This window comes from Aquibacillus salsiterrae (assembly GCF_028416595.1).
GTDB classification, from domain to species: Bacteria; Bacillota; Bacilli; order Bacillales; family Amphibacillaceae; genus Aquibacillus_A; species Aquibacillus_A salsiterrae.
Genome location: NZ_JAMQKC010000001.1, coordinates 26,875 through 47,560 on the forward strand (window position 1 = coordinate 26,875; position 20,686 = coordinate 47,560).

The 20,686-nt window shown below is 37.8% G+C and carries 25 protein-coding genes and 1 other RNA gene; 6 read left to right on the forward strand and 20 right to left on the reverse strand.

What is annotated here, in order from left to right; genetic code table 11:
- Positions 1-1,155 (reverse strand): exonuclease SbcCD subunit D, encoded by a 1,155-nt coding sequence (locus tag NC799_RS00115; RefSeq protein ID WP_272444286.1) that lies wholly within the window; start codon positions 1,153-1,155, stop codon positions 1-3.
- A 185-nt stretch (positions 1,156-1,340) separates the two neighbouring features.
- Here NC799_RS00115 and NC799_RS00120 point away from each other — a divergent pair, with 185 nt between their 5' ends.
- The gene (locus NC799_RS00120; RefSeq protein WP_272444287.1) at positions 1,341-1,676 is read left to right on the forward strand and encodes a YolD-like family protein; all 336 of its coding nucleotides are present in this window, start codon (positions 1,341-1,343) and stop codon (positions 1,674-1,676) included.
- Positions 1,677-1,796: 120 nt separating this feature from the next.
- On the opposite strand, the gene NC799_RS00125 is transcribed toward NC799_RS00120, so the two are convergent.
- From NC799_RS00125 to NC799_RS00155, 7 genes are all read right to left on the reverse strand, one after another.
- Complete coding sequence (locus NC799_RS00125; protein WP_272444288.1) at positions 1,797-2,012, reverse strand: YozE family protein; 216 nt, start codon at positions 2,010-2,012, stop codon at positions 1,797-1,799.
- 28 nt (positions 2,013-2,040) lie between these two features.
- A complete protein-coding gene (gene tatC / locus NC799_RS00130) occupies positions 2,041-2,805 on the reverse strand; it encodes a twin-arginine translocase subunit TatC (protein WP_272444289.1) in 765 nt (254 codons plus the stop codon).
- Positions 2,806-3,057: 252 nt separating this feature from the next.
- Complete coding sequence (locus NC799_RS00135; RefSeq protein ID WP_272444290.1) at positions 3,058-3,240, reverse strand: twin-arginine translocase TatA/TatE family subunit; 183 nt, start codon at positions 3,238-3,240, stop codon at positions 3,058-3,060.
- A gap of 17 nt (positions 3,241-3,257) precedes the next feature.
- Positions 3,258-3,464 (reverse strand): twin-arginine translocase TatA/TatE family subunit, encoded by a 207-nt coding sequence (locus NC799_RS00140; RefSeq protein ID WP_272444291.1) that lies wholly within the window; start codon positions 3,462-3,464, stop codon positions 3,258-3,260.
- 154 nt (positions 3,465-3,618) lie between these two features.
- A complete protein-coding gene (locus tag NC799_RS00145) occupies positions 3,619-4,110 on the reverse strand; it encodes a dihydrofolate reductase (protein ID WP_272444292.1) in 492 nt (163 codons plus the stop codon).
- A 32-nt stretch (positions 4,111-4,142) separates the two neighbouring features.
- Positions 4,143-5,102: a thymidylate synthase gene (locus tag NC799_RS00150; RefSeq protein ID WP_272444293.1), complete on the reverse strand. Its 960-nt coding sequence runs from the start codon at positions 5,100-5,102 to the stop codon at positions 4,143-4,145.
- 19 nt (positions 5,103-5,121) lie between these two features.
- Positions 5,122-5,874: an anthrax toxin lethal factor-related metalloendopeptidase gene (locus tag NC799_RS00155; protein WP_272444294.1), complete on the reverse strand. Its 753-nt coding sequence runs from the start codon at positions 5,872-5,874 to the stop codon at positions 5,122-5,124.
- A gap of 166 nt (positions 5,875-6,040) precedes the next feature.
- Here NC799_RS00155 and NC799_RS00160 point away from each other — a divergent pair, with 166 nt between their 5' ends.
- Positions 6,041-7,072, forward strand: a complete 1,032-nt coding sequence (locus tag NC799_RS00160; protein WP_272444295.1) for a C40 family peptidase — start codon at positions 6,041-6,043, stop codon at positions 7,070-7,072.
- An 86-nt stretch (positions 7,073-7,158) separates the two neighbouring features.
- On the opposite strand, the gene NC799_RS00165 is transcribed toward NC799_RS00160, so the two are convergent.
- Positions 7,159-7,758, reverse strand: a complete 600-nt coding sequence (locus NC799_RS00165) for an HD domain-containing protein (RefSeq protein WP_272444296.1) — start codon at positions 7,756-7,758, stop codon at positions 7,159-7,161.
- A 423-nt stretch (positions 7,759-8,181) separates the two neighbouring features.
- Between NC799_RS00165 and NC799_RS00170 the strand changes: the two genes are divergently transcribed.
- Together NC799_RS00170 and NC799_RS00175 are read left to right on the forward strand one after the other, a co-directional pair.
- Positions 8,182-8,382 (forward strand): cold-shock protein, encoded by a 201-nt coding sequence (locus tag NC799_RS00170; protein WP_272444297.1) that lies wholly within the window; start codon positions 8,182-8,184, stop codon positions 8,380-8,382.
- Positions 8,383-8,591: 209 nt separating this feature from the next.
- On the forward strand, positions 8,592-8,972 hold the full coding sequence (locus NC799_RS00175; RefSeq protein WP_272444298.1) for a reverse transcriptase-like protein: 381 nt from the start codon (positions 8,592-8,594) through the stop codon (positions 8,970-8,972).
- Here the strand turns inward: NC799_RS00175 and NC799_RS00180 are convergent.
- The 11 genes from NC799_RS00180 to NC799_RS00230 form a co-directional block, all read right to left on the reverse strand.
- Complete coding sequence (locus NC799_RS00180) at positions 8,969-9,250, reverse strand: DUF6123 family protein (RefSeq protein WP_272444299.1); 282 nt, start codon at positions 9,248-9,250, stop codon at positions 8,969-8,971. The genes NC799_RS00175 and NC799_RS00180 overlap by 4 nt on opposite strands.
- Before the next feature lie 207 nt (positions 9,251-9,457).
- Complete coding sequence (locus NC799_RS00185; RefSeq protein ID WP_272444300.1) at positions 9,458-10,948, reverse strand: carboxypeptidase M32; 1,491 nt, start codon at positions 10,946-10,948, stop codon at positions 9,458-9,460.
- A 264-nt stretch (positions 10,949-11,212) separates the two neighbouring features.
- Positions 11,213-12,337, reverse strand: coding sequence for a THUMP domain-containing class I SAM-dependent RNA methyltransferase (locus NC799_RS00190; protein WP_272444302.1), 1,125 nt, complete (start codon positions 12,335-12,337; stop codon positions 11,213-11,215).
- Positions 12,338-12,483: 146 nt separating this feature from the next.
- Positions 12,484-12,862, reverse strand: an RNA gene (gene rnpB, locus NC799_RS00195) — RNase P RNA component class B.
- A 102-nt stretch (positions 12,863-12,964) separates the two neighbouring features.
- Entirely contained in the window at positions 12,965-13,264 is a 300-nt protein-coding gene (gene gpsB, locus NC799_RS00200; protein WP_272444303.1) for a cell division regulator GpsB, read from the reverse strand.
- A gap of 61 nt (positions 13,265-13,325) precedes the next feature.
- The gene (locus tag NC799_RS00205) at positions 13,326-13,892 is read right to left on the reverse strand and encodes an SLOG family protein (protein WP_272444304.1); all 567 of its coding nucleotides are present in this window, start codon (positions 13,890-13,892) and stop codon (positions 13,326-13,328) included.
- Between the two features lie 185 nt (positions 13,893-14,077).
- A complete protein-coding gene (locus NC799_RS00210; protein WP_272444305.1) occupies positions 14,078-14,446 on the reverse strand; it encodes a CotD family spore coat protein in 369 nt (122 codons plus the stop codon).
- Between the two features lie 89 nt (positions 14,447-14,535).
- Positions 14,536-14,937, reverse strand: a complete 402-nt coding sequence (gene cdd / locus NC799_RS00215; protein ID WP_272444306.1) for a cytidine deaminase — start codon at positions 14,935-14,937, stop codon at positions 14,536-14,538.
- A 47-nt stretch (positions 14,938-14,984) separates the two neighbouring features.
- Positions 14,985-15,332 (reverse strand): DUF1798 family protein, encoded by a 348-nt coding sequence (locus tag NC799_RS00220; RefSeq protein ID WP_272444766.1) that lies wholly within the window; start codon positions 15,330-15,332, stop codon positions 14,985-14,987.
- Between the two features lie 32 nt (positions 15,333-15,364).
- On the reverse strand, positions 15,365-15,688 hold the full coding sequence (locus tag NC799_RS00225) for a hypothetical protein (protein ID WP_272444307.1): 324 nt from the start codon (positions 15,686-15,688) through the stop codon (positions 15,365-15,367).
- 586 nt (positions 15,689-16,274) lie between these two features.
- The gene (locus NC799_RS00230; protein ID WP_272444308.1) at positions 16,275-17,231 is read right to left on the reverse strand and encodes a DUF2515 family protein; all 957 of its coding nucleotides are present in this window, start codon (positions 17,229-17,231) and stop codon (positions 16,275-16,277) included.
- 127 nt (positions 17,232-17,358) lie between these two features.
- On the opposite strand from NC799_RS00230, the gene recU reads away from it, so the two are divergent.
- A complete protein-coding gene (recU, locus tag NC799_RS00235; RefSeq protein WP_272444309.1) occupies positions 17,359-17,949 on the forward strand; it encodes a Holliday junction resolvase RecU in 591 nt (196 codons plus the stop codon).
- 18 nt (positions 17,950-17,967) lie between these two features.
- Positions 17,968-20,568 carry a PBP1A family penicillin-binding protein gene (locus tag NC799_RS00240; RefSeq protein WP_272444310.1) on the forward strand — a complete coding sequence of 867 codons (2,601 nt, stop codon included), beginning with the start codon at positions 17,968-17,970 and terminating at the stop codon, positions 20,566-20,568.
- The last annotated feature ends 118 nt before the right edge of the window (positions 20,569-20,686 follow it).

Sequence of the window (20,686 nt, forward strand, 5' to 3'; positions counted from 1 at the left end):
TTACTTCCCCCTTTCTTGTTCCATCAGTGCTTGGACAATTTTTGACATATGTCCGATTCGCTCTTCTGGAATGTCATCACCCTTCATTTCTTTATAAAATGATTCAAATAGTTCTGTATGAGTCATCTTTTGTTTTTCTCGTATTCTATTTAAATCATTCAACTGCATGGTTGAAGTTAAAACTTTCCGTTCGAGTCTTAATATGTTTGGGAATTTCTTTCTTAATTTGCCCATCGGATCCAGTAATTGTCCATCATCTAATAAACTAACATGTAAATAATCATCCGATTTTTCACTAGTAGACCCATCTAATAGTTCATTAAAATAGGATTCAACGATTCTCATATCCCGTCTTGGCATGAGCATTACTTGGGAAATTTGACAATTACCTTGTTCATCTAATTCCACTATTGTGACTGATTTTTTATGGTTAGCCTCAGAAAAGGAATACTTTAAAATAGATCCACTATATCGTATCGTATCTTTGATAATCCGTTGAGGCTGGTGTAAATGACCAAGCGCGACATACGTAAACTTTTCAAAAAGATTTACATCAACGTACGGCGTGCCACCAATCATCGATAACCTTTCTTCTGACTCTGATTCCATTCCTCCAGCCATAAACATATGCCCAACAAATACATGTCGTTCCTTCATGTCATGGTGTTGTTCAATATGCTTCACAACTGCCTCCATTGCAGTTTGATGCGACTGGATACCTTCATCCCCAAAAAACTGCCTCGCATCCGCTGGCTCTATATAGGGAATTAAATGAAAGTGAACCGGTCCATGGTCATCATAAAGTGTGACGGGTGAAAGCTCCCCTTTTAATTTCGTTTCCAAGTATAGTTGTTGCTTTCGAAACAGTTGATTACCAAATTCTAAGCGGTCTGGGCTATCATGATTCCCAGCTATTGCAAGTACAGGTACTTCTAAGTCACTTACAATCGTTGTCAATGTTTGGTTCAGTAAATCAACCGCTTCTTTCGGTGGAATAGCTCTGTCATATAAGTCGCCCGCAATGACCACGACATCCGGTTTTTCATCTATGATAATCTGGATGAACTTGGCAAGAATGTATGCCTGGTCCTCAGTCATGTGAACACTATTGACAATCTTCCCTAAATGCCAATCCGCAGTATGTAAAATTTTCATTAAACATCCTCTCCTTATCCAACCATTTTACCACGATTTATTTTTATTAGTTATGTTTAAATTAACCAACTTCTTACGCTAAAAGATTTGTTCAACCTTTACTATTTATTATAAACGAACGAGCGTTCTTAATCTATTGAAAAGGAACGAATGTTCGTTTATAATTTTCCATAGAGGTGAACGCAATGGTTAATGACAGAGGCACGATGAAATGGTCTTCTCTGATGCTGCCAGAACATGTGGAAATGCTAAGACAGCTATGGCAGGAAGACCGAAAGAAACAAAAACCAATCTTAGATGAACAATATTTAGAAATACTGAACACGAAGCTACAAGAAGCACTCGTTACGCAAGCAGCCGTTTTACTAACCGTGTATCGTAATTATGATTTTGATACCTATGAAGGTATCATTTCCGCCATTGATTTAACTCAAAATCAATTAAAAATAAAGACAAGTTACCCTCATTCACTTATAACAATTGAATTATCACAAATCATTCAACTCGAATCGATTGATTAATGATGAACTACACAAAAAAGTGCTTGATTTCCACATGAAATCAAGCACTTTTTTATTAAAAGATTAGAAAGATGAAAAAAATCTAAGAGCTGTCTAGCAAGGCGCGACTTGCGCTTTTTCTTACCGGTTAGCAATGTAATCATCCCATAGCCGGTCGAACACTCCGATAGCCTCAGTAAACGGAATATTCCATTCTAAATAGCGACTCACTTCATCATATGAAGTAGAATGCTTTGGAAAGTCATGATCATGAAATATCCATTCTGCTAATCGACTTTCATCTGTTGCTACTTTAGCACCGCGATAACGCATCATATAATGATAAAAAGACTGCACAATTTCACCTCAATAAAGCCAATATCTTTTACTCCTGTTCGCTCATAAATTCTTGATGTTTTTGTTCCTTTTTACGATAGACCATTCGAGATAGAACAATACTTATTTCGTATAGCACAATTAATGGAACAGCTACAACTAACTGTAGGATGAAGTCTGGTGGCGAAATCATCGTACCAATCACAACTAAAACGAAATACGCATATTTTCTTGTTTTCTTTAAAAAATCTGGTGTTAGTATTCCTAAGCTAGTTAAAAACATCGTAATAATTGGTATTTCAAACATAACCGCAAATGGCATCGTTACTCGAAATAAAAATCGGAAATAATTTTCTACAGTAAACATTGCGTTAAACACACCATCATTTAAAGAAAGTAAAAACGGAAGAATTAAGTAGACAAATATATAGTATCCAAAAGCTAGTCCAGCTAAAAACAACAAGAAAATTGCAGGTATATACGCGAGCGACACCTTTCGTTCCTTAGCTGTTAGTCCTGGTTTAACAAATAGCCAAATTTGCAAGCTTAAAAAAGGAATTGTCCCGACTAACGCAACAACCATCGCCATCGTAAAATAAATCCAAATAATTTCCCCTGGCCCAATTAATGTAAGCGTAATATCAATATCTTTTAAAAAGAAGGATTTGATGTCTTTCACATAAACAAAGCCAACAATTAAAAAGAGTACAAATATAATCGCAGTATAAATCAGCCGTTTTCTTAACTCAGCAAAATGATCTAAATAATTCATTTCCTTCTCATTAGCATCTTGACCCCGCTCCTCATCAGACATACTCCCCCCCCTTTCAAGAAAAGCGTAAGCGCCTTGATTAGCCCCCACAGGCATAAGACAAGACCTGACGTGGCGATCTTTGCCACAAAAGGGATTGACTTATGACCTCAGGCGGGCTAGGCGCTGAAGCTAGACAAATAAGAAAAGCGTAAGCGCCTTGATTAGCCCCCACATAAGCGCAATTTTTCTGGTCTTTCGCGAAAAGAAGATGTAAGGTCAGTTATCCCTTACACCTTCAATCAACGGTTCGTCTTATTTGTCGTCTATTTTTTTATTGGGTTCTTCATCAGAAACAATGTCTCTTGTAGCTTTTTTGAATTCTTTTAACGAACTACCGACTGCTTTACCAATCTCTGGAAGCTTGGAAGGTCCAAACACGATTAGTGCAATAATGAGAATAAGTATTAACCCTGGAAAACCAATATTACTAAACATTTCCATCACTCCGAGTATCAATTAGATTTTGAATCGTCATTTAACAATTGAGTTTTTGATTGTTGTTCATCATCTTCATCAGTGAGTTCACGTGCTGACTTCTTGAATTCACGCAAAGTATCACCTGTTGCTTTTCCAATCTCAGGCAATTTCTTCGGTCCAAAAACGACCAGTGCAATGATTACTATTAAAATCAAACCAGGAATACCGATTGTAGAAAACACGTCCTCACCTCATAACGTTTCAGTTTTTAGACTACTAACATCACGAATTCATTCATATTATAAAGATAAAAAGATACCATGTCTATACTTAACATGTTAGCACATGGATAGATTTTATCCTAACGACAAATCTATGAACTCTTCTGACCTGCCACTAGCCATTCCAATCATATTGGATAAAATAGTAATCATAAGGATTTTTTTCGTCTTTGATACCCTTTTCCACCTTTGTTTGGACCCAATTTTCTTCCTGAAACGCTGGAAAAAATGTATCACCCAAAAACGTATCATCAATCCGCGTCATATACATCCGGTCAGCAAACGGGAGAATTTGTTCAAATATTTCCGCCCCACCAATAACAAAGTACTCCACTGTCGGGTCTTTTTTATTCCACTCCAAAACCGTATCAATCGAATGAATTACCTCTATGCCTTCTTGCTGAAACGCACGGTCTCTAGTTAAAATAATATTTCTTCGGTTCGGAAGCGGTCCCTTCATCGAATCATACGTCTTTCTCCCCATGATAACAATATTATTTGTTGTTAACTGTTTGAAAAATTTCAAATCATTCGGCAAGCGCCAAGGTAGATCATTGTTGTAACCAATCACCCGTTGTTTATCCATTGCGAAAAGTAGTGAAATCAAAGCTCATTCCCCCTAGTTTTTTCATGTTCATTTTATACTGCAACCGGACCTTTAATCGGTGGATGAGGTTCATAGTTCACTAATTCTAAATCTTCCATTTCAAAATCAAAAATAGACGTTTTAGCAGGATTTAATTTAAGTGTTGGTAATTGTTTAGGTTGACGAGACAATTGAGTTTTGACTTGCTCGAGGTGATTCGTATATATATGAGCATCCCCTAACGTGTGAATAAACTCGCCTACTTCCAATTGACAAACTTGTGCAACTAAATGAGTGAGTAACGCATAGCTTGCAATATTAAAAGGAATACCAAGAAAAATATCACCACTGCGTTGGTATAGTTGACAAGATAATTTGCCATCAGCAACATAGAATTGAAACATCGTATGACAAGGCGGTAATGCCATATTGGTCGGAACATCTTCCGGATTCCATGCAGTCACAATATGCCTTCTTGAATCCGGATTTCTTTTAATTGCATCAATGACGTCTTGTAATTGATCAATTGTTTGACCCTTTGAGGTTTTCCATGCACGCCACTGTGAGCCATACACAGATCCTAAGTCACCAAATTCCATAGCGAATGTATCATCTGATAAAATATTACTTTTAAATTTCTCCATTTGCTCCTCATAGACTTTTTTAAATGGTGTATCTGTTTGACTACGGTTGCCAAAATCAGTCATGTCAGGTCCATGATACGCTTCACTTTCCACCCATTTTTTAAAGGCCCATTCGTTCCAAATGTTATTATTTTGCTCAAGCAAATATTTAATATTAGTATCACCTTTAATAAACCATAAAAGTTCACTTGCGATTAAGCGGAAAGGGACCCGCTTTGTTGTTATTAAAGGAAAGCCTTCGCTTAAATTAAAGCGCATTTGATGGCCAAAGATAGACAATGTACCCGTGTTCGTTCGGTCATCTTTTCTACTACCATGCTCAAGCACCTTTTCACAAAGATTCAAATAGGCTTTTTCACCAGTTACCATACAACAAACTCTCCTTCATCTATTTATAATAATTCGGTTGAATCGTACTACTCTTTAGTGACTCGAGGTTACTTAACACCCTATATGTTTCCGGTGCATTTTTTTTTATATCATAATTAGAACTGTCACTGTAGTAATAGCTAGCAAACATTTCAGAAAAGTATTCCGACTCATAATTGTTGAAATACTCTTTTTTACCAAACACTGTTTTAACTTCAAGTTTCCACGCGTCCTCAAGCGATGTTGCAAATGACCGGTCTGTTAAAAGAAGATTGTACACCGTATGACCTATTTCGTGCAATTCAAGATTGATAGAGCTATGTCCATTACCAGGCATGCTTGACCCAATTTTTGCAGAAATTAACCAACTCCCGCCAGAGCCAGGTACATCATCCCACGTTACATCACCTTTATAACCACGTGGGCGTTCGGATTTCAAATAAGCTAATAATGGCTCATCGGTTAAACTTCCTTCAAACAGTCGGATTTTTACACCTTGAACGACTAATAGCTGCAATACAGGTCGATCAATCCGATTAATTCTCTCTAACATGACGAATAAAGATAGTTGATCACTTATTTCGTTAGGAACAATTACTAATTGGTTCAGGAAGTCAGCATTCGTCAAATTTTCCATTGGGAACGAATCTTCAATTCCGTGAGCCTTTTGAAGGAGTACCCCATTAAATGGTTTAGTAATATCCATAAAAGGGAGAAACGAAAAAATAAGAACAACGATGATTACTTTTAGATGTTTTATTAGCTTCTTCATTTATTTTTCCCTGAAGAATGATATGTCTTACTTTATCTGTAATTAACATAGGTAGTCTTATTGTAACATATTACAAAAATATTTCGGTTAACTAATTCAAGCATATTTATTTATAAGCAACATAAATCTTGTTAGGAGAGAGATTAATCTGAAAGGGGTTGTTTCCATGGTAAATGGAAATGTCCAACAGGTGATGAAGCATTCGATGGCCTATAGTTTTGTCATTAGTCAGCCATTCTCTTATTATGTGGATGCCTACCCTATGTTACAGAATGAAGTTTTAGAGAATGTGGATGTAGCTGTATTTGGTGAACATAGTAAAGCAGTAACCATTATTCAACATAAATTAAATAAACTATCTTACTATGATAAAAAAATAGACGGAGAATATGGCGTGTTAACGGAATATGCCTTAAAGAAATTCCAATTTGAACATGGTTTAACGATTAATGGTAAAGCGGACCAAAAGACGTTAAGAGAAATGATGCGTGCAGAAAGAGAACACTATTTAGAGCCATTAAAAGAGATATCAACAACCTACTACCCCGGTCAAAAAAGCGATGATATTAAAAAAATCCAAAAGGCGCTACAATATTTTGGCTATTACAAATCAAAGGTAGACGGAATTTATGGTCCTATGACAGATAAGGCATTAAAAGCATTTCAAAAAGACCAAGGCATTGAGGTGGAAAATGAAATAAATCAAAAAACGGCTAAACAGATTTATTCCACAAAACCAATCAAAGAGGATAAACCACCAAAAGCTAAATCAAAACCAAGCAAACAAACTAGTTCAAAAAAAATTGATAAGACTATTGAACAACAAAGTTATCCTGTTTCAGATGTTATTGCAGAAGCGAAGCGATACATTGGTACCCCTTACGTATGGGGAGGAACCACACCGGAAGGCTTCGATTGTAGTGGTTATATCCAGTACGTCTTTAATCAATTATCAATTCAAGTCCCAAGAACGGTAAGTGAAATGTGGAATATAACAAAACCAGTCAAGCAACTTTCTGTTGGTGATTTTGTTTTTTACGAAACGTACCGACCAGGCCCGTCCCATATGGGAATTTACCTCGGCGACGGTAAGTTCATTCACGCCGGAGAATCAAACGGTGTGGAGATAAGTAGTATGAATAATCCGTATTGGCAACAAAGATATCTCGGTCCAAAGCGACTGTTAATCCAAAAATAAAAAATTCGTTTAAATCCATCCAAAAGACGACTCAGTTAGAATAGTCGTCTTTTTTTCATAGAAAAAGCGCAAGTCGCGCCTTGGCTTCAGCGCCCACCCCATTCTTCGTAGAATTGATCGAGAAACCCTTCCATAAATTCGTGTCTATCTTTGGCAATAGCCCGTCCACGGTCCGTGTTCATCAATTGGTAAAGGCGAAGAAGTTTATCATGAAAATGTTGGATAGAGGCAAGTCTTTTCTCTTCCCCCTCATCCGCATGGATTAATCTGTCTTTTGCACCACCGAAGGCAAATGTCCTTGCAATACCAATCGCACCAATAGCATCTATTCGGTCCGCATCTTGGACAATTTTCCCCTCGAGCGACTTTGGTATGTGACCCTTGCTGTAGGATACATCTGTTATTGCTTGAAAAATCGCCTCTGTTACCGAATGAGATAGGCCGATGTTAGTTAGGAAATGTTGTAATTCTTTCCTTTCACTGTCTGGGTGCTCAAACAATTTCTTATCCCCGATATCATGCAACCACCCTGCAGCTTCTGAAATAAACAAGTCCCCTCCTTCAATCTCTGCTATGTGTTTTGCCATTTTTGCGACCCTTCTCATGTGGTAATAGTCATGTCCTGTGAAATCTTGGCTGAATTTTCTATATACGTATTGCTCAATAAGATCTAATTTAGTCTGCATAGCTACTCTCCTAATTAATTGGAACTATTTATCGGTTACCGAAGCGATTATCGGCTTAATTTTCCCTTGTACTGTGATGACACTGTAATTCATCATTATGTTATCTGAATATAACACATCATAATCACCCAAGCCAGTTCAATCTACCAAGTTAATTATTTGTCATTTTAATAGGAACCTCTCCTATTTTTGACTCGTATTTAAATTGATGAACGTGTTCCCGATTGTTGACTGAATTTCCAAAATAAGCTATATTTGAATCAAGCAAAGAAGATGTATGGATTCATTATTTACGGGTAGCTTCTATAGAAGTAGGTTGAATTTTGATCCTTCACTTCTAGGAAGCTACCTTTTTAATTAGAAACCTTTCATCTTGTTTGTATTTTTCACACGGTTGACGTGCAAGAAATGGGAGGAGTACACATGCAAAACGGAGTTGTAAAATGGTTTAATGCAGAAAAGGGTTACGGATTTATCCAATTAGAAGAGGGAAATGATGTATTCGTACATTACTCCGCTATTCAAGAGGAAGGCTTTAAAACATTAGAAGAAGGCCAAGAAGTAACCTTTGAAGTTGTTGAAGGGGATCGTGGACCACAGGCAGCCAATGTTTCAAAAAAATAAATGAATCGATACAGCGGTAATCTGATAGGATTGCCGCTTTTTTTCAAAAGATAAGAAAGTATAAAAAGATCCAAGAGCTGTCTAGCTCCGGGCGCCTACCCCGCCTGAGGTCTTGCGCTTTTCTTAAGCTAGGAAATTATAATCCGCTTGATGTAGATAACATGTTAAGTCAGCTGCAGGTTGCCAATAGCAAAGAAAGGAGTTATTTTATGCTAGAAGTATATACAGATGGTGCCTCTAGTGGTGACCCTGGTCCTAGTGGTGCTGGCATATATATTAAGAGTAAACAGGAAGAATACTCCATTCGATTAGGTAGCATGTCCAATCACGAGGCGGAATTGTGGGCAATCATTAAAGCGTTAGAAATATGTACAGAAAACTATCCAGATGAAATACTATCTTTTAGGTCTGATTCTAAACTAGCTGTCGATTTAATCGAAAAGGAATTTACCAAAAACCAAAAGTTCCTTCCGCTACTTGATAACATTTTAACGCTGTCAAAAGCTTTTCCGTTTTTTTTCATTAAATGGATACCCGAAAAACAAAATAAAACGGCGGATGTTCTAGCACGAAAAGCAATTCATCACTAAGAAATAGCTAATAGACCTTTTTCTTTAAGAATTTGGTTTACGTCGCTATACGTATAATTCGGTTCTTGAGTGAATAGTTCCAGTAGGCTTAAATAAAAACTACCATCAAAAGTCTGCTGGAATTGCAAGGTAACTCGGATAGACAAAATAACTTTCCAATCTGCTGCATTGGTATATTTTCTACCAAAGTAGATAAACTGTACTTCCTCATCAGCAAGTTTGAAACCTTTTGCCCACAAATCCTCTATATAATTAGCTAATAAGTCAATTTTCCCCATAAGCAACCCCTCGTTTATTCCTAATACAAGTATAATAGGCGAACATCCGTTTGTCCACTATGTTTTAGCGGGATGATCCGTTTGTCGTGATGATATAATTCCAAACTTACCTCCTCGGTCACTTGGATTGATTTGATTCATTAATTCGCTAAAATTTAAGCACACAACATAGGTTGTGTGCTTTTCCTGTTTATTACGTTAAATGATCTATAGCTGATAAATTTTGGTATATTTATCTGTTAAATAATTGATTAAGTACTGTGCATTTAACTGTTCACCTGTTACTTCCGTCAACAGTTCCAAAGGTTTTTTCATTTTACCGTATTGGTGGATATGCCTAGCCAACCATGCTTTTATGTCAGTAAAATGACCACTTTGGATTAGGCTGTCAACCTGCAAATCTTTTTCCATTGCGTGATGAAATTGAGCAGCATACATATAGCCTAGCGCATAGGATGGGAAATAACCAAAATCACCAGCAGACCAGTGAATGTCCTGTAAAATTCCTTCTTTATCAGATGGTGGCGTAATCCCAAGATATTCTGCCATCTTTTCGTTCCATAAATGTGGGAGGTCTTTCACCTTGATGTCACCGTTGATTAATGCCTTTTCTAACTCATAACGAATCATAATATGTAACGAATAGGTCATTTCATCTGCTTCAATCCGGATAAATGAGGGTTTCACTTCATTTATTGCACCATAAAAATCGTTAAACGAGATTGACTGAAACGGTGAGGGGGCAATTTGCTTAAACACGTCATAATGGTTATCCCAAAAACCTTCATTTCTTGCGACAAAATTCTCCCAAAACAAGGATTGTGATTCATGAATTCCCATTGACGTACCTGTTGCTAATGGTGTTTTTGCTAGATTTTCAGCGATATTTTGTTCATAAAGCGCGTGACCACCTTCATGAATTGTTCCAAAAATCGCCATTCTAAAATCATTTTCATCGTATCGGGTTGTAACTCGGACATCACTAGGGTTTAATGCAATCGCAAAAGGATGAATGGTTTCGTCTAATCTACCTGCGTCAAAATCGTAACCCATTCGTTTTAAAATTTCTAGGCTGAATTTCTCCTGGCTTTCTTTCGGAAAATGATGTTTTAAAAGAGCTGAGTCAGGTTTCACAGTTGCATCGGTTACTTTACTTACAAGGTCTGTCAGCGCCTTTCTTAATGGTGGAAAGACAGTATCTAATGTTTCAGTCGTCATCCCTGGCTCATATAAATCAAGTAAGGCATCATAAATATTTTTTTCATATCCCCAGTAATTAGCGAATTTCTTATTAAATTCAACTAACTGTTCCAAGTAAGGCTGTAATAAGCTAAAGTCATTTTTTTCCCTTGCCTCTTGCCAGACTGTTTCTGATTTAGATCGAACGGTAATAAATTCTTTATATTCTTGTTCTGGAATTTTACTATTTCGCTCGTAATCCTCCTGGCAAACTTCGATTGACTTTGCAATTATTTCATCTTCTGTTTGTCCTTTTAAAGAATCAATGTAATATTTCATTTGATCTGAAGTAGAAAGCTGATGTAGTTTTTGTGATAACATCCCTATAACTTCGGAGCGTTGTTCTAACCCCTTTTTTGGTGCTTTCGTTCGTAAATCCCATTGAATCAAAGCTAATGCTTCTTCATACGCTTTTTGTTCCTTTAAAAACTCTAAAAATTCGTGTTCCATTTCCTTCATGTTTTCTCCCCATTTCTACCGACTTCGCACTATTAATCAGGGTACGTGTTGTTAAGAGATAAGAAAATAAATGTCAGAACTAATCCAGGCGCCCTCCGCTTTTCTATTGTCTAGCTCCAGCGCCTAGCACTTCGGGCATAAGTCAATCCCTTTTGTGGCACAGACTGCCACGTCAGGGCTTGGCTTATGCCTGTCTGTGCTGACCAGGCGCTTCCGCTTTTCTTGTTGTCTAGCTCCAGCGCCTAGCACTTCGGGCATAAGTTTCTATTTACCAAAGTATTGGTAATAGTCTGTTCGTATAAATCCGTTAAATAGTTTTCGTTTTTTGGTAGCTTCTCGGCCGAATAATGATTCGAATTTTTCATTTGATGTTAGGATATAGATGCTCCATGTTGGATACTTATTTAACACTTGGCCCAGTTCCTTGTACATTTTTTCTACTTCTAACCGGTCACCAATCCGCTCACCATATGGTGGGTTTGCAACTATATAGCCAGTGTCTGTTTTGGGGTTGAAATCCTTTGCTTGCATTTGCTTCCAACGAACTAAATCACCTAAACCAGCTTCAATCGCATTTTCTCTTGCTATATCAACCATCTGATGATCAATGTCAGAACCAGTGATATCCAACTGTTGATCATAATTAGCAAGGTCCTCCGCTTCTTCTAGAGCTTTCTCCCATAGCATTGGCGGGGTGATATCCCAATCTTCCGAGGCAAAGGAACGATTAAAGCCAGGTGCAATATTTTGACCAATTAATGCAGCTTCAATTGGAATCGTACCTGAACCACAAAAAGGATCGACAAATGGATTGGTAGGCTTCCAATTTGTTAAAAGAACAAGAGCAGCTGCTAATGTTTCTTTTAATGGTGCTTCCCCTTGTCCAACTCGATACCCTCTTCGATGTAAGCCTGTCCCAGAAGTGTCGATTGTCAGAGTCGCTATATCTTTATGAAGAGCGATTTCAGTCCGATAGAGTGCTCCCGTTTCCTCCATCCATGAGGCGACACCGTATTTTGTTTTCAGGCGTTCTGCAATAGCTTTTTTAACAATGGCTTGTGCATCTGGCACACTATGTAACGTTGATTTGACTGACTTACCGATAACTGGAAACTGCCCATCCTCTGGGATATACTGCTCCCAGTTAAGTGCCTTTGTTTTTTCAAATAATTCATCGAACGTTTTTGCTTCAAATTCACCTACTAATACTTTTACTCTATCTGCTGTACGAAGCCACAAATTACATCTTGGAATTGCAAGTGCATCAGCTTCAAATGTTATTCGACCATTTTGGACAACTGGTTCGTACCCTAGATTTTTTACTTCCTGTGCAACAATTGACTCTAGCCCCATTGCTGCTGTTGCAATTATTGTAAAATCTTTAGTCATAATGCTTCCCTTCTTCCGAACATAACAAGACGTTAAAAAGATTCTCTTTCAAACACAGTGTTTGTTTTTTTGTGTAAAAAATACCCTTTCTAACATATCAGTTAGAAAGGGTATTTGTCTAATATTATATCAAGACCAAATGAATGTTTTGTAAGCCATGTTCTGTACTTTAGTACTACAAACGGTGGTCAGCCTCGTACATTAAGCAGTAATCATCTATCTACAAGCAAAGAGCTTGTCCCTTTTTCGGTTCCATTCCCTAATCAAGGATGCCCCTACCAATATTTGGGTTGCTCACTCGTGGGGTTTACCTCGTTCCACTCGTTTTGTTTCCAAAACGACTACGTCACTGTGGCACTTTCAAGGGTACTTGCACCATATCCAAAGACTTAGGTGGTCTCCCTGCCGTTAACCAATGGCTACCTTGACTTATGACTTCGTCAAGCACGAACACTACAAGCGTCTCAGCCTGTGTGAGCATGGACTTTCCTCTACACATCAGATGTGCAGCGATTACTCAAACATTCATTTTGTTTTACTATTGTATTTGGTTTAGTTAATTAAGTCAACCATTGGATTATAGCATAAGGACAAGGATAGTTGCATTGGTAACTTTATGTAGCTAAATTAATCGTCTGCAAATTTTTTTCCGAAAACAGCCTTCTCTAAATTAGACAATCTCTTCAAAATATCATAATTAACTTGGTGGTTTGACGTAGTAGGTCTAGTTCTAGAAAGATCAGTTTGTTTCCGCAGTCGATCCATTTCTTGTTTTAATTTTTCCATTTCATGTTGGAAACTTTCATAATCTTGAATCACAACATCTAAAAATTCATCTACTTCTTCTTGATTGTAGCCACGCATTGACGTCTTAAAGTTTTTTTCTAATATATCTTTTGTGTTTAATTGAATTCTATCTAATGACATTCATTTTCACCTCATATTTCGCACAACTTATTTATTATTTTTTCAAATTAATGGCCAAATGTCAATCATCTTCATAATTAGTGATGTTTTGGTCGATAAATTCCTGTACGATCTCTTCTAAATCAAACGGCGTTATGGTAAGAATTGGGTACTCACTTCGACTACTCTCAGCTTGTGCTTCCTCTAAGAAAAAGCGAATGCTTCCGGGATTTTCCTCGTCGATTAACAGTAAACAACCATCGCTTTTGTTGATGAGCCATTTATCCCTCGCTTTAAACTGGAACGGTCCTTTATATTCTCCACTGTACAAACATTGAAAAAAATCTACGACTAAACTAATTTCCTGAAAAACGTTTTGATAATGTTCTGGCCACCGAGTCTCTTGACCTTCAAAGGGTGGAACAACCCCTACCTTTATATCGTATTCGTCTTTTAAGTCTAAAATGACTTCCACAGTCCAAAGCTCTACCCCCATTTGTCCGGAAACTAACACCCATTCTAGCCCATCATCGATCAAGGAGATTATTTTTTTCCTAATTGCTGCTTTGATAAAAGCAATTTTTTTATCGTTTGGATTATATATATTCATCTCGATTGGTTTATAACCAGTTACCGTAACAATTCTCACAACAGCAAACACCCTTACTCACTAATTTTACTAAGAAAAGCACAGGGCGCCTTGGTCACCCCCGACAAGCTTTTTTGCTTAAGACCTCGAGGAGGTAGGTGCCCGGAGCTAGACAGCTCTTGGATTTTTTTTACTTTCTTGTCTTTATAAAAAAGGCTAGGGTATCCTAGCCTTTTCGTCAACTATTATCTGCGTCCTCGAATACTTCTAGGTCCAATCGCATTAGGATTGAATCCTGGAACTGCACCAGGTGCTGGTGGTGCAGGAACTCCTGGGTATGGGTTTACTGGTACATTTGGTCTTGGAGGTGTTGGAACGTGATAAGAACCAGCATAAAAGTCTACACTATCAACTTCATTAGCATAAGAAGTGGAATGTGGATAAACATGTGCGTTTTTAATTAGATGGTGATTTACAACTGTAGTATGCGATGGGTGTACATGTTCTACTGTGTTCTCACTACATGTGTGAACCTCGTTATATTTTGTTGGATACACCACCTCCTCTACCGGGTGATGGCAACCATGATGAAATCCATAGGGTTTGTGACTCATGATAAATCTCCTTTCTTTCTTTATTCTCTAATAACCTATGTAAGAGAAAGGAGCCTTGTCAGAGACAACCACCTATTTTGATGATTTTTTTAATGTTTTTCTAGATCTCTTGGTTCAAATGAAAATGGAAGTAATTCTTCGACTGTCATCTTTTTCACTTCACCTTGTAGATTACTTGTATAGACATTTGTATCTTTAGCGAAAAATTCACTCATCACCTGGCGACAAGACCCACAAGGTGGTACTGGACGGCTTGTATCGGCAATAACCGCTAGTTCATCAAATTCTGTTTCCCCTTCAGAGATCGCCTTGAATATAGCGACTCTTTCCGCACATAAACTAACTGGGTAGGCAGCGTTCTCAATATTACAACCTACATACACCTTACCAGATTTGGTCTTCAGAGCTGCACCTACTTTGAAGTTTGAGTATGGTGTATATGCACGTTCTCGTACTTCTTTTGCTTTTTCAATTAACTCTATGTTCACCATATTATTCCTCCCTTCCTCTTGGCAGCCGGAATCAGTTGGATAGTCCTTCAACTGCTCTTGCGTAATAAATCGAAGACATATTGAATAGATTGGTATAATTCCATATATCTTTTCCGTTTCACATCGATATAATAGCTATGCAATAACAACAACTCTAAATTTTCTTTAGTCGACACTACTTGTTGAGGATGTACACCTACTTCTCTCCTCTTAACGAATGTTTCGGCAAGCGTTTCCCACTGTTGGATCATCTTATATAGTGGCGTTGTTTCTTCTTTTACATAGTTGAAAAACGCCTGATCTCTTTTATCTAAAGGTTTTTCACTGGTTAAATACTTATCTTTTAATTGGGCAAACGTTCTTTCTAACTCATTTGTAAGTGCCAAAAAATCCATATCCAATTCCCACCCTTCTTTACTAATCTAACTCATTTTCGGGCGAATTGCATTTTTTTGAACCAATTAAGTAATGGATTGTTCGATTGGACAAATGATGTTACTTGTGTTTTTTCATTTCTAGATGTTTGTATTTTAACTTTTTTTAATTCTTGATGCAGTTCGACAATCTCATCTTGTAACGCTTCAATTTCTTGTCGATGTGCTAAAGCCATTGTCAAAACAACTTCATCAGCCTTCGTTGATAGTCGTTGATCAATCAATCGGATCCGATCCGCTAATTCTACATATGCTCTTTCAAATTCTTTTTTTGAAACTGTATGATTAGTATTCTGTTCATGTTTAGATGTTAACATTCACATAGAACCTCCTTATAACCTGCTTAACTTTAGTATTCGCGATGTTCTGCGCTTCCCCTTCCTTGCCGACAAAACTAGAAGAAATCATACATTTTTAGTGGAAATACGCTGTATTTTTTAACGGTAATTGCTTCACAATAAGATGGAAGGAGGGATATGAAGTGAACAAAAAAGCGAAATTTAATGACAAAAAAAACAATGTTAAAAAAGAAGAGGAAAAGAAAACAGGTTATGGCGATAAAAAGTTAGAAGGACCAGATCGTCCGTCTGTCTAACGCACGCACTAAGAAACCCTTTGTATGTTGATACAAAGGGTTTTTTTAAAAGATAAGAAAGTATAAAAAGATCCAAGATCTGTCTAGCTCCACCGCCTACCCCCCTCGAGGTCGTAAGTCATTCCTCTCCATGGCATAGAACGCCATTACGCGGATTGACTTACGCTTGTCGGGGGTGAACAAGGCGCTTACGCTTTCTTTAGTCTAGCTCCACCGCCTACCCCCTCGAGGTCGTAAGTCATTCCTCTCCATGGCATAGAACGCCATTACGCGGATTGACTTACGCTTGTCGGGGGTGAACAAGGCGCTTACGCTTTCTTATATTTTCTTTTGATGTTGGATATGTGGTGTAGTAGGGTTTGTTTTAAACGGAAGGAATGCCATGAATTTTTGCTTTTTGTCTTTTCTTCCTTCCACCACTTTCGTTGACAACCCCCAAGAAGATACCAATCTTTCCGAATTTTATCCTGATGATCAACGACAGGGTAAACGTCTCTAAGTTTTGGAGAGGTAGGCATCGACCGATTAGCTAAAAATTGTTCGTAGTCGTGCCGGGAACCAGTATGGACAACAGTTGTGCAAAAATCCAAGATGTCAGAAAAGTTATTTTTATCAAACAATACCCGTGCAATTCGTTTCCCTAAATTAATTCTTGATTTTACTTGTGAAAACCTATGGACATCAAGCGCAAACATGTTCCCCGTTCTTGACGGCAAAATAATGGCACTCATATGAAGAAAATCCTGCAACAGATACGGAAACCGGAAGAAGACGCGTTTTTTATAAAATGGATGGTTCGTAACCGGTGATTGAATAATATTTTGCTCGTTGATGATTAACGCGGTTCGTATTCGTAATGTATTACGGCACATCCAGTAGTGCTCCCATTCGTTTCTCATAAATTGTGAAACTTTAAAATAAGTTAGCAAATGAAACATCGGCCGGTTTAATGTTTCGGATAGCTGAAATACTAATAACTGAGGGTACGCATCTGAAAAAATTAACCAATTTGCTCTTTCATAGGTTGAAAACAATTTCCATCTCGTTGATTCAGAAAGTAACATTTCGAACGATGGAGTCATTAAATCAGTCATGTTCCATCCAGCATTACGAGAAACAACACTTGCTAATAGAGACCATTGAATTTCTGGGAATAGTTGATAAAAGTCCTGGTATGCTTTCGTTCTAGTTATATTATCCTTATTTAATGCTATTGTTTTATCTTTTATATAGGCGAGATATTCTTTTTCTAAATCACTAAACAACAGTGTTCCCCTCCTTTTTGTAGTTTGTGCAAAAAATAGTCAGTTATGAACACCTTATCAAATATAAAATGTTCTCATTTCCGTCCAATTTCTGGTATGATACTGTACAGGCACGGGAGGGATTTAATTGAACTATCCAAACGGTAAAAAAAATGGAAGTGATTCACTGAAAAGTAGCCAAAAATCCGAAACTACTTTTAGCAATAGGGGGATGACATTAGAAGATGATATTAATGAAACGAACGAATATTACCTTGTAAAAGGCAAAGCGGTCATACACAAGAAGCCTACACCAATACAAATCGTAAAGGTGGATTATCCAAAACGCAGTGCCGCTGTCATTAAAGAAGGTTATTTTAAACAGGCCTCAACAACAGATTATAATGGTATCTATCGCGAAAAGTATATCGATTTCGAAGCAAAGGAAACGAAAAATAAAACTTCTTTTCCATTAGCTAATTTTCATGATCACCAAATTAACCATATGAAATCTATCATTAGTCATGGAGGCATTTGCTTTGTGATTATTCGTTTCTCGCAGCTTGAGGAAACATATTTATTCCCTGCTAAGAATCTCTTTTTATTTTGGGAAAATCAAATGAATGGCGGAAGAAAATCTATCCCTTATTCCTATATTAAAAAAACAAGTATGGAAATTCCACTTTATTTTCAACCAAGAGTGGATTACTTAACAATTATTGATCAGCTCTACTTTTAGAACGGAGGAAGATGAGTTATGGCAAATAATAGCCAATCTCGTACAGCTAGAAGACAACAACGAAAGAAGTCAAAAAAACCAATTTTGAAAAAGATTTTTCTTTTTCTACTAGTGATTGGGTTAGTTGCTGGCATTGGAGTTGGTGGTCTTTTCACCTATTACATTATGGGGGCACCAAGTATCAATGAGGCATTACTTATCGATCCAACATCTACAAAAGTTCGTGACATGGACGGAGAAGTCTTCGCTGACCTAGGTGACCAAAAACGAACAAAAATAAGCTATGATGATCTCCCCCAACAACTAATTGATGCCGTAATAGCAACAGAGGACGCTAGGTTCTTTAGTCATATTGGTATTGATTTCAAACGAATTGGCGGCGCAATTTTAGCTAACGTTTCAAACGGTTTTGGGTCTGAAGGAGCAAGTACGATTACCCAACAGGTTGTTAAACGATCGTTTTTAACTCCGGATAAAACAATAAAGCGAAAGGTTCAAGAACAGTGGCTTGCCCTCAAGTTAGACCGCCAATACGATAAAAAAACTATATTAGAAATGTATTTAAATAAAATCTATTATGGCTCAGGTGCTTATGGGATAGCCAAAGCTGCCGAAACATATTTTGGTAAAACGGACTTACAATCGTTAACTTTGCCTGAAGCAGCACTATTAGCTGGTCTTCCGCAGCGACCATCTGCCTATGACCCGACTGTTAATCCGGATTTAGCACAAGAGCGAATGGAGACTGTTCTCGATTTGATGGTGTTACATGACAAAATAACAAAGCAAGAGGCTGAAGAAGCAAAAAAAGTTAATGTCGAATCATTGTTAAATCAACAAAAAAAGGATGAAACACCTTATGAGGCATTTTTGCAAAAAGTCGCCGATGAAGTGGAAGAAAAACTTGGTATAAACATTTATAACGAAGGTGTTGACGTTTATACCACTATTGATCAAAATGCACAAAAAAGAGTCGAATTATTGTTATCTAATAGTGAAGACAATCCAATTGAATATCCAGATTCGAAGCTTCAAGTTGGTCTGACGGTTTTAGATACAAAAAGCGGAGCAATCCGTGCTATTGGTGGTGGCAGGAATAGAGAGAACAATAACGGTTGGAACTATGCCTATCATGGGAATGGCAGACAACCTGGTTCTACAATGAAACCAATTACTGCATACGGTCCAGCAATTGAGACAAAACAATGGTCGACCTACCATCAAATAAACGATGACAAGCCATTCGATGTGGCTGGTAGTGATTCGAAAATTGAAAACTGGAATCGTAAATACCAAGGATGGATGTCCATTCGAAATGCGCTTCAATGGTCGCTGAATGTTCCGGCTGTAAAAACGCTAGAAGAAGTTGGGTATAGTGAAGCGCAGAGCTTTGCCGAAAAACTTGGCATCCAGTTTGCAGACGATCGGATGACTATTCGTGACGCAATTGGTGGTACTGCAACGGGTGTAACACCAGTTGAGCTAGCTGGTGCCTACCGAGCATTTGCTAACGAAGGTATTTATAATGAACCATATGCTGTCACAAAGGTTGTCTATAATGACGGTCGAACTGTTGAACTGAAATCAGAACCAGAGGCAGTTATGTCCGACTACACGGCTTACATGATTACAGACATGCTAAAGACAGTCGTAAACAGTGGTACCGGTAAAACAGCAAAGGTTCCTGGTCTTCCAATGGCAGGTAAAACTGGTACGACCAATCTAGAAAATAAAGAGGGTAGCCCTGATTCATGGTTTAGCGGCTATACAACCAATTATACGATTGGGGTTTGGACTGGTTATGACGATCAGAAACAAGTCATACCAAACACAAGCATTGCTCAACAATTATTCCGTTATACAATGGAATATATTTCAAAAAATATTGATACTCCAGATTTCACAAGGCCAAGTTCTGTGGTAGCCGTGGAAGTTGAAAAAGGCACAAACCCAGCCAAGCTTCCTAGTGAATATACACCTGAAAACGAGCGTATTACTGAATTGTTTGTCAGAGACAATGTACCGACTGAGGTATCAGGTAGGTATGACCGTATTGCTCCTGTAGAAAACTTAACAGCAACATACAATGAAGAAAAAGAAATAATTGAAGTATCATGGGACTATCCAGCGGACGATGATACTCCCGTTTCATTTGAAATTTCAGCTGGTGCTAATGGCTCTTTAACGAAACTAGCAACAATAAAAGATAAGAAACTGGAAATAAGTAAAGTTGACAAAGACATCGTTTATCAAATCGAAATTGTTGTTGTTAATGACGATAATAGTGAAAACAGAAGTGAACCAGCTACTGTCGAAATAGAAATTCCAAAACAAACAGAAACTGATAAGGATAAAGATAAAAGCGAGGAAGATAATCAAAAGGAAAACGGAGAAGAACCACCTGATGGAACGGACGGAACTGAAACTGATGAGCAGACAGACGAACCTGAACCAAACCAGGAAGACAACACAGAAGGTAGTGAAGACAATCCTACTGATCCAAATCAAGAAGGGACAGACGATAGCACCGGAGACGGTAATGAAGAAAATGATCCGGGGAGTATTCTAGATGGGATCGGTAGCACAATAAAGCCAAACCGAAATAAAGTGACAGTCTAAAAACATATCGGCACTTGCTAAGGTAAATTAGCAAGTGCCGATTTTTATTTACGTAAGTGCTTCGGTGTCTTCGAGGCGCTTACGCTTTTCAGGGCTGACCAAGGCGCCTACGCTTTTC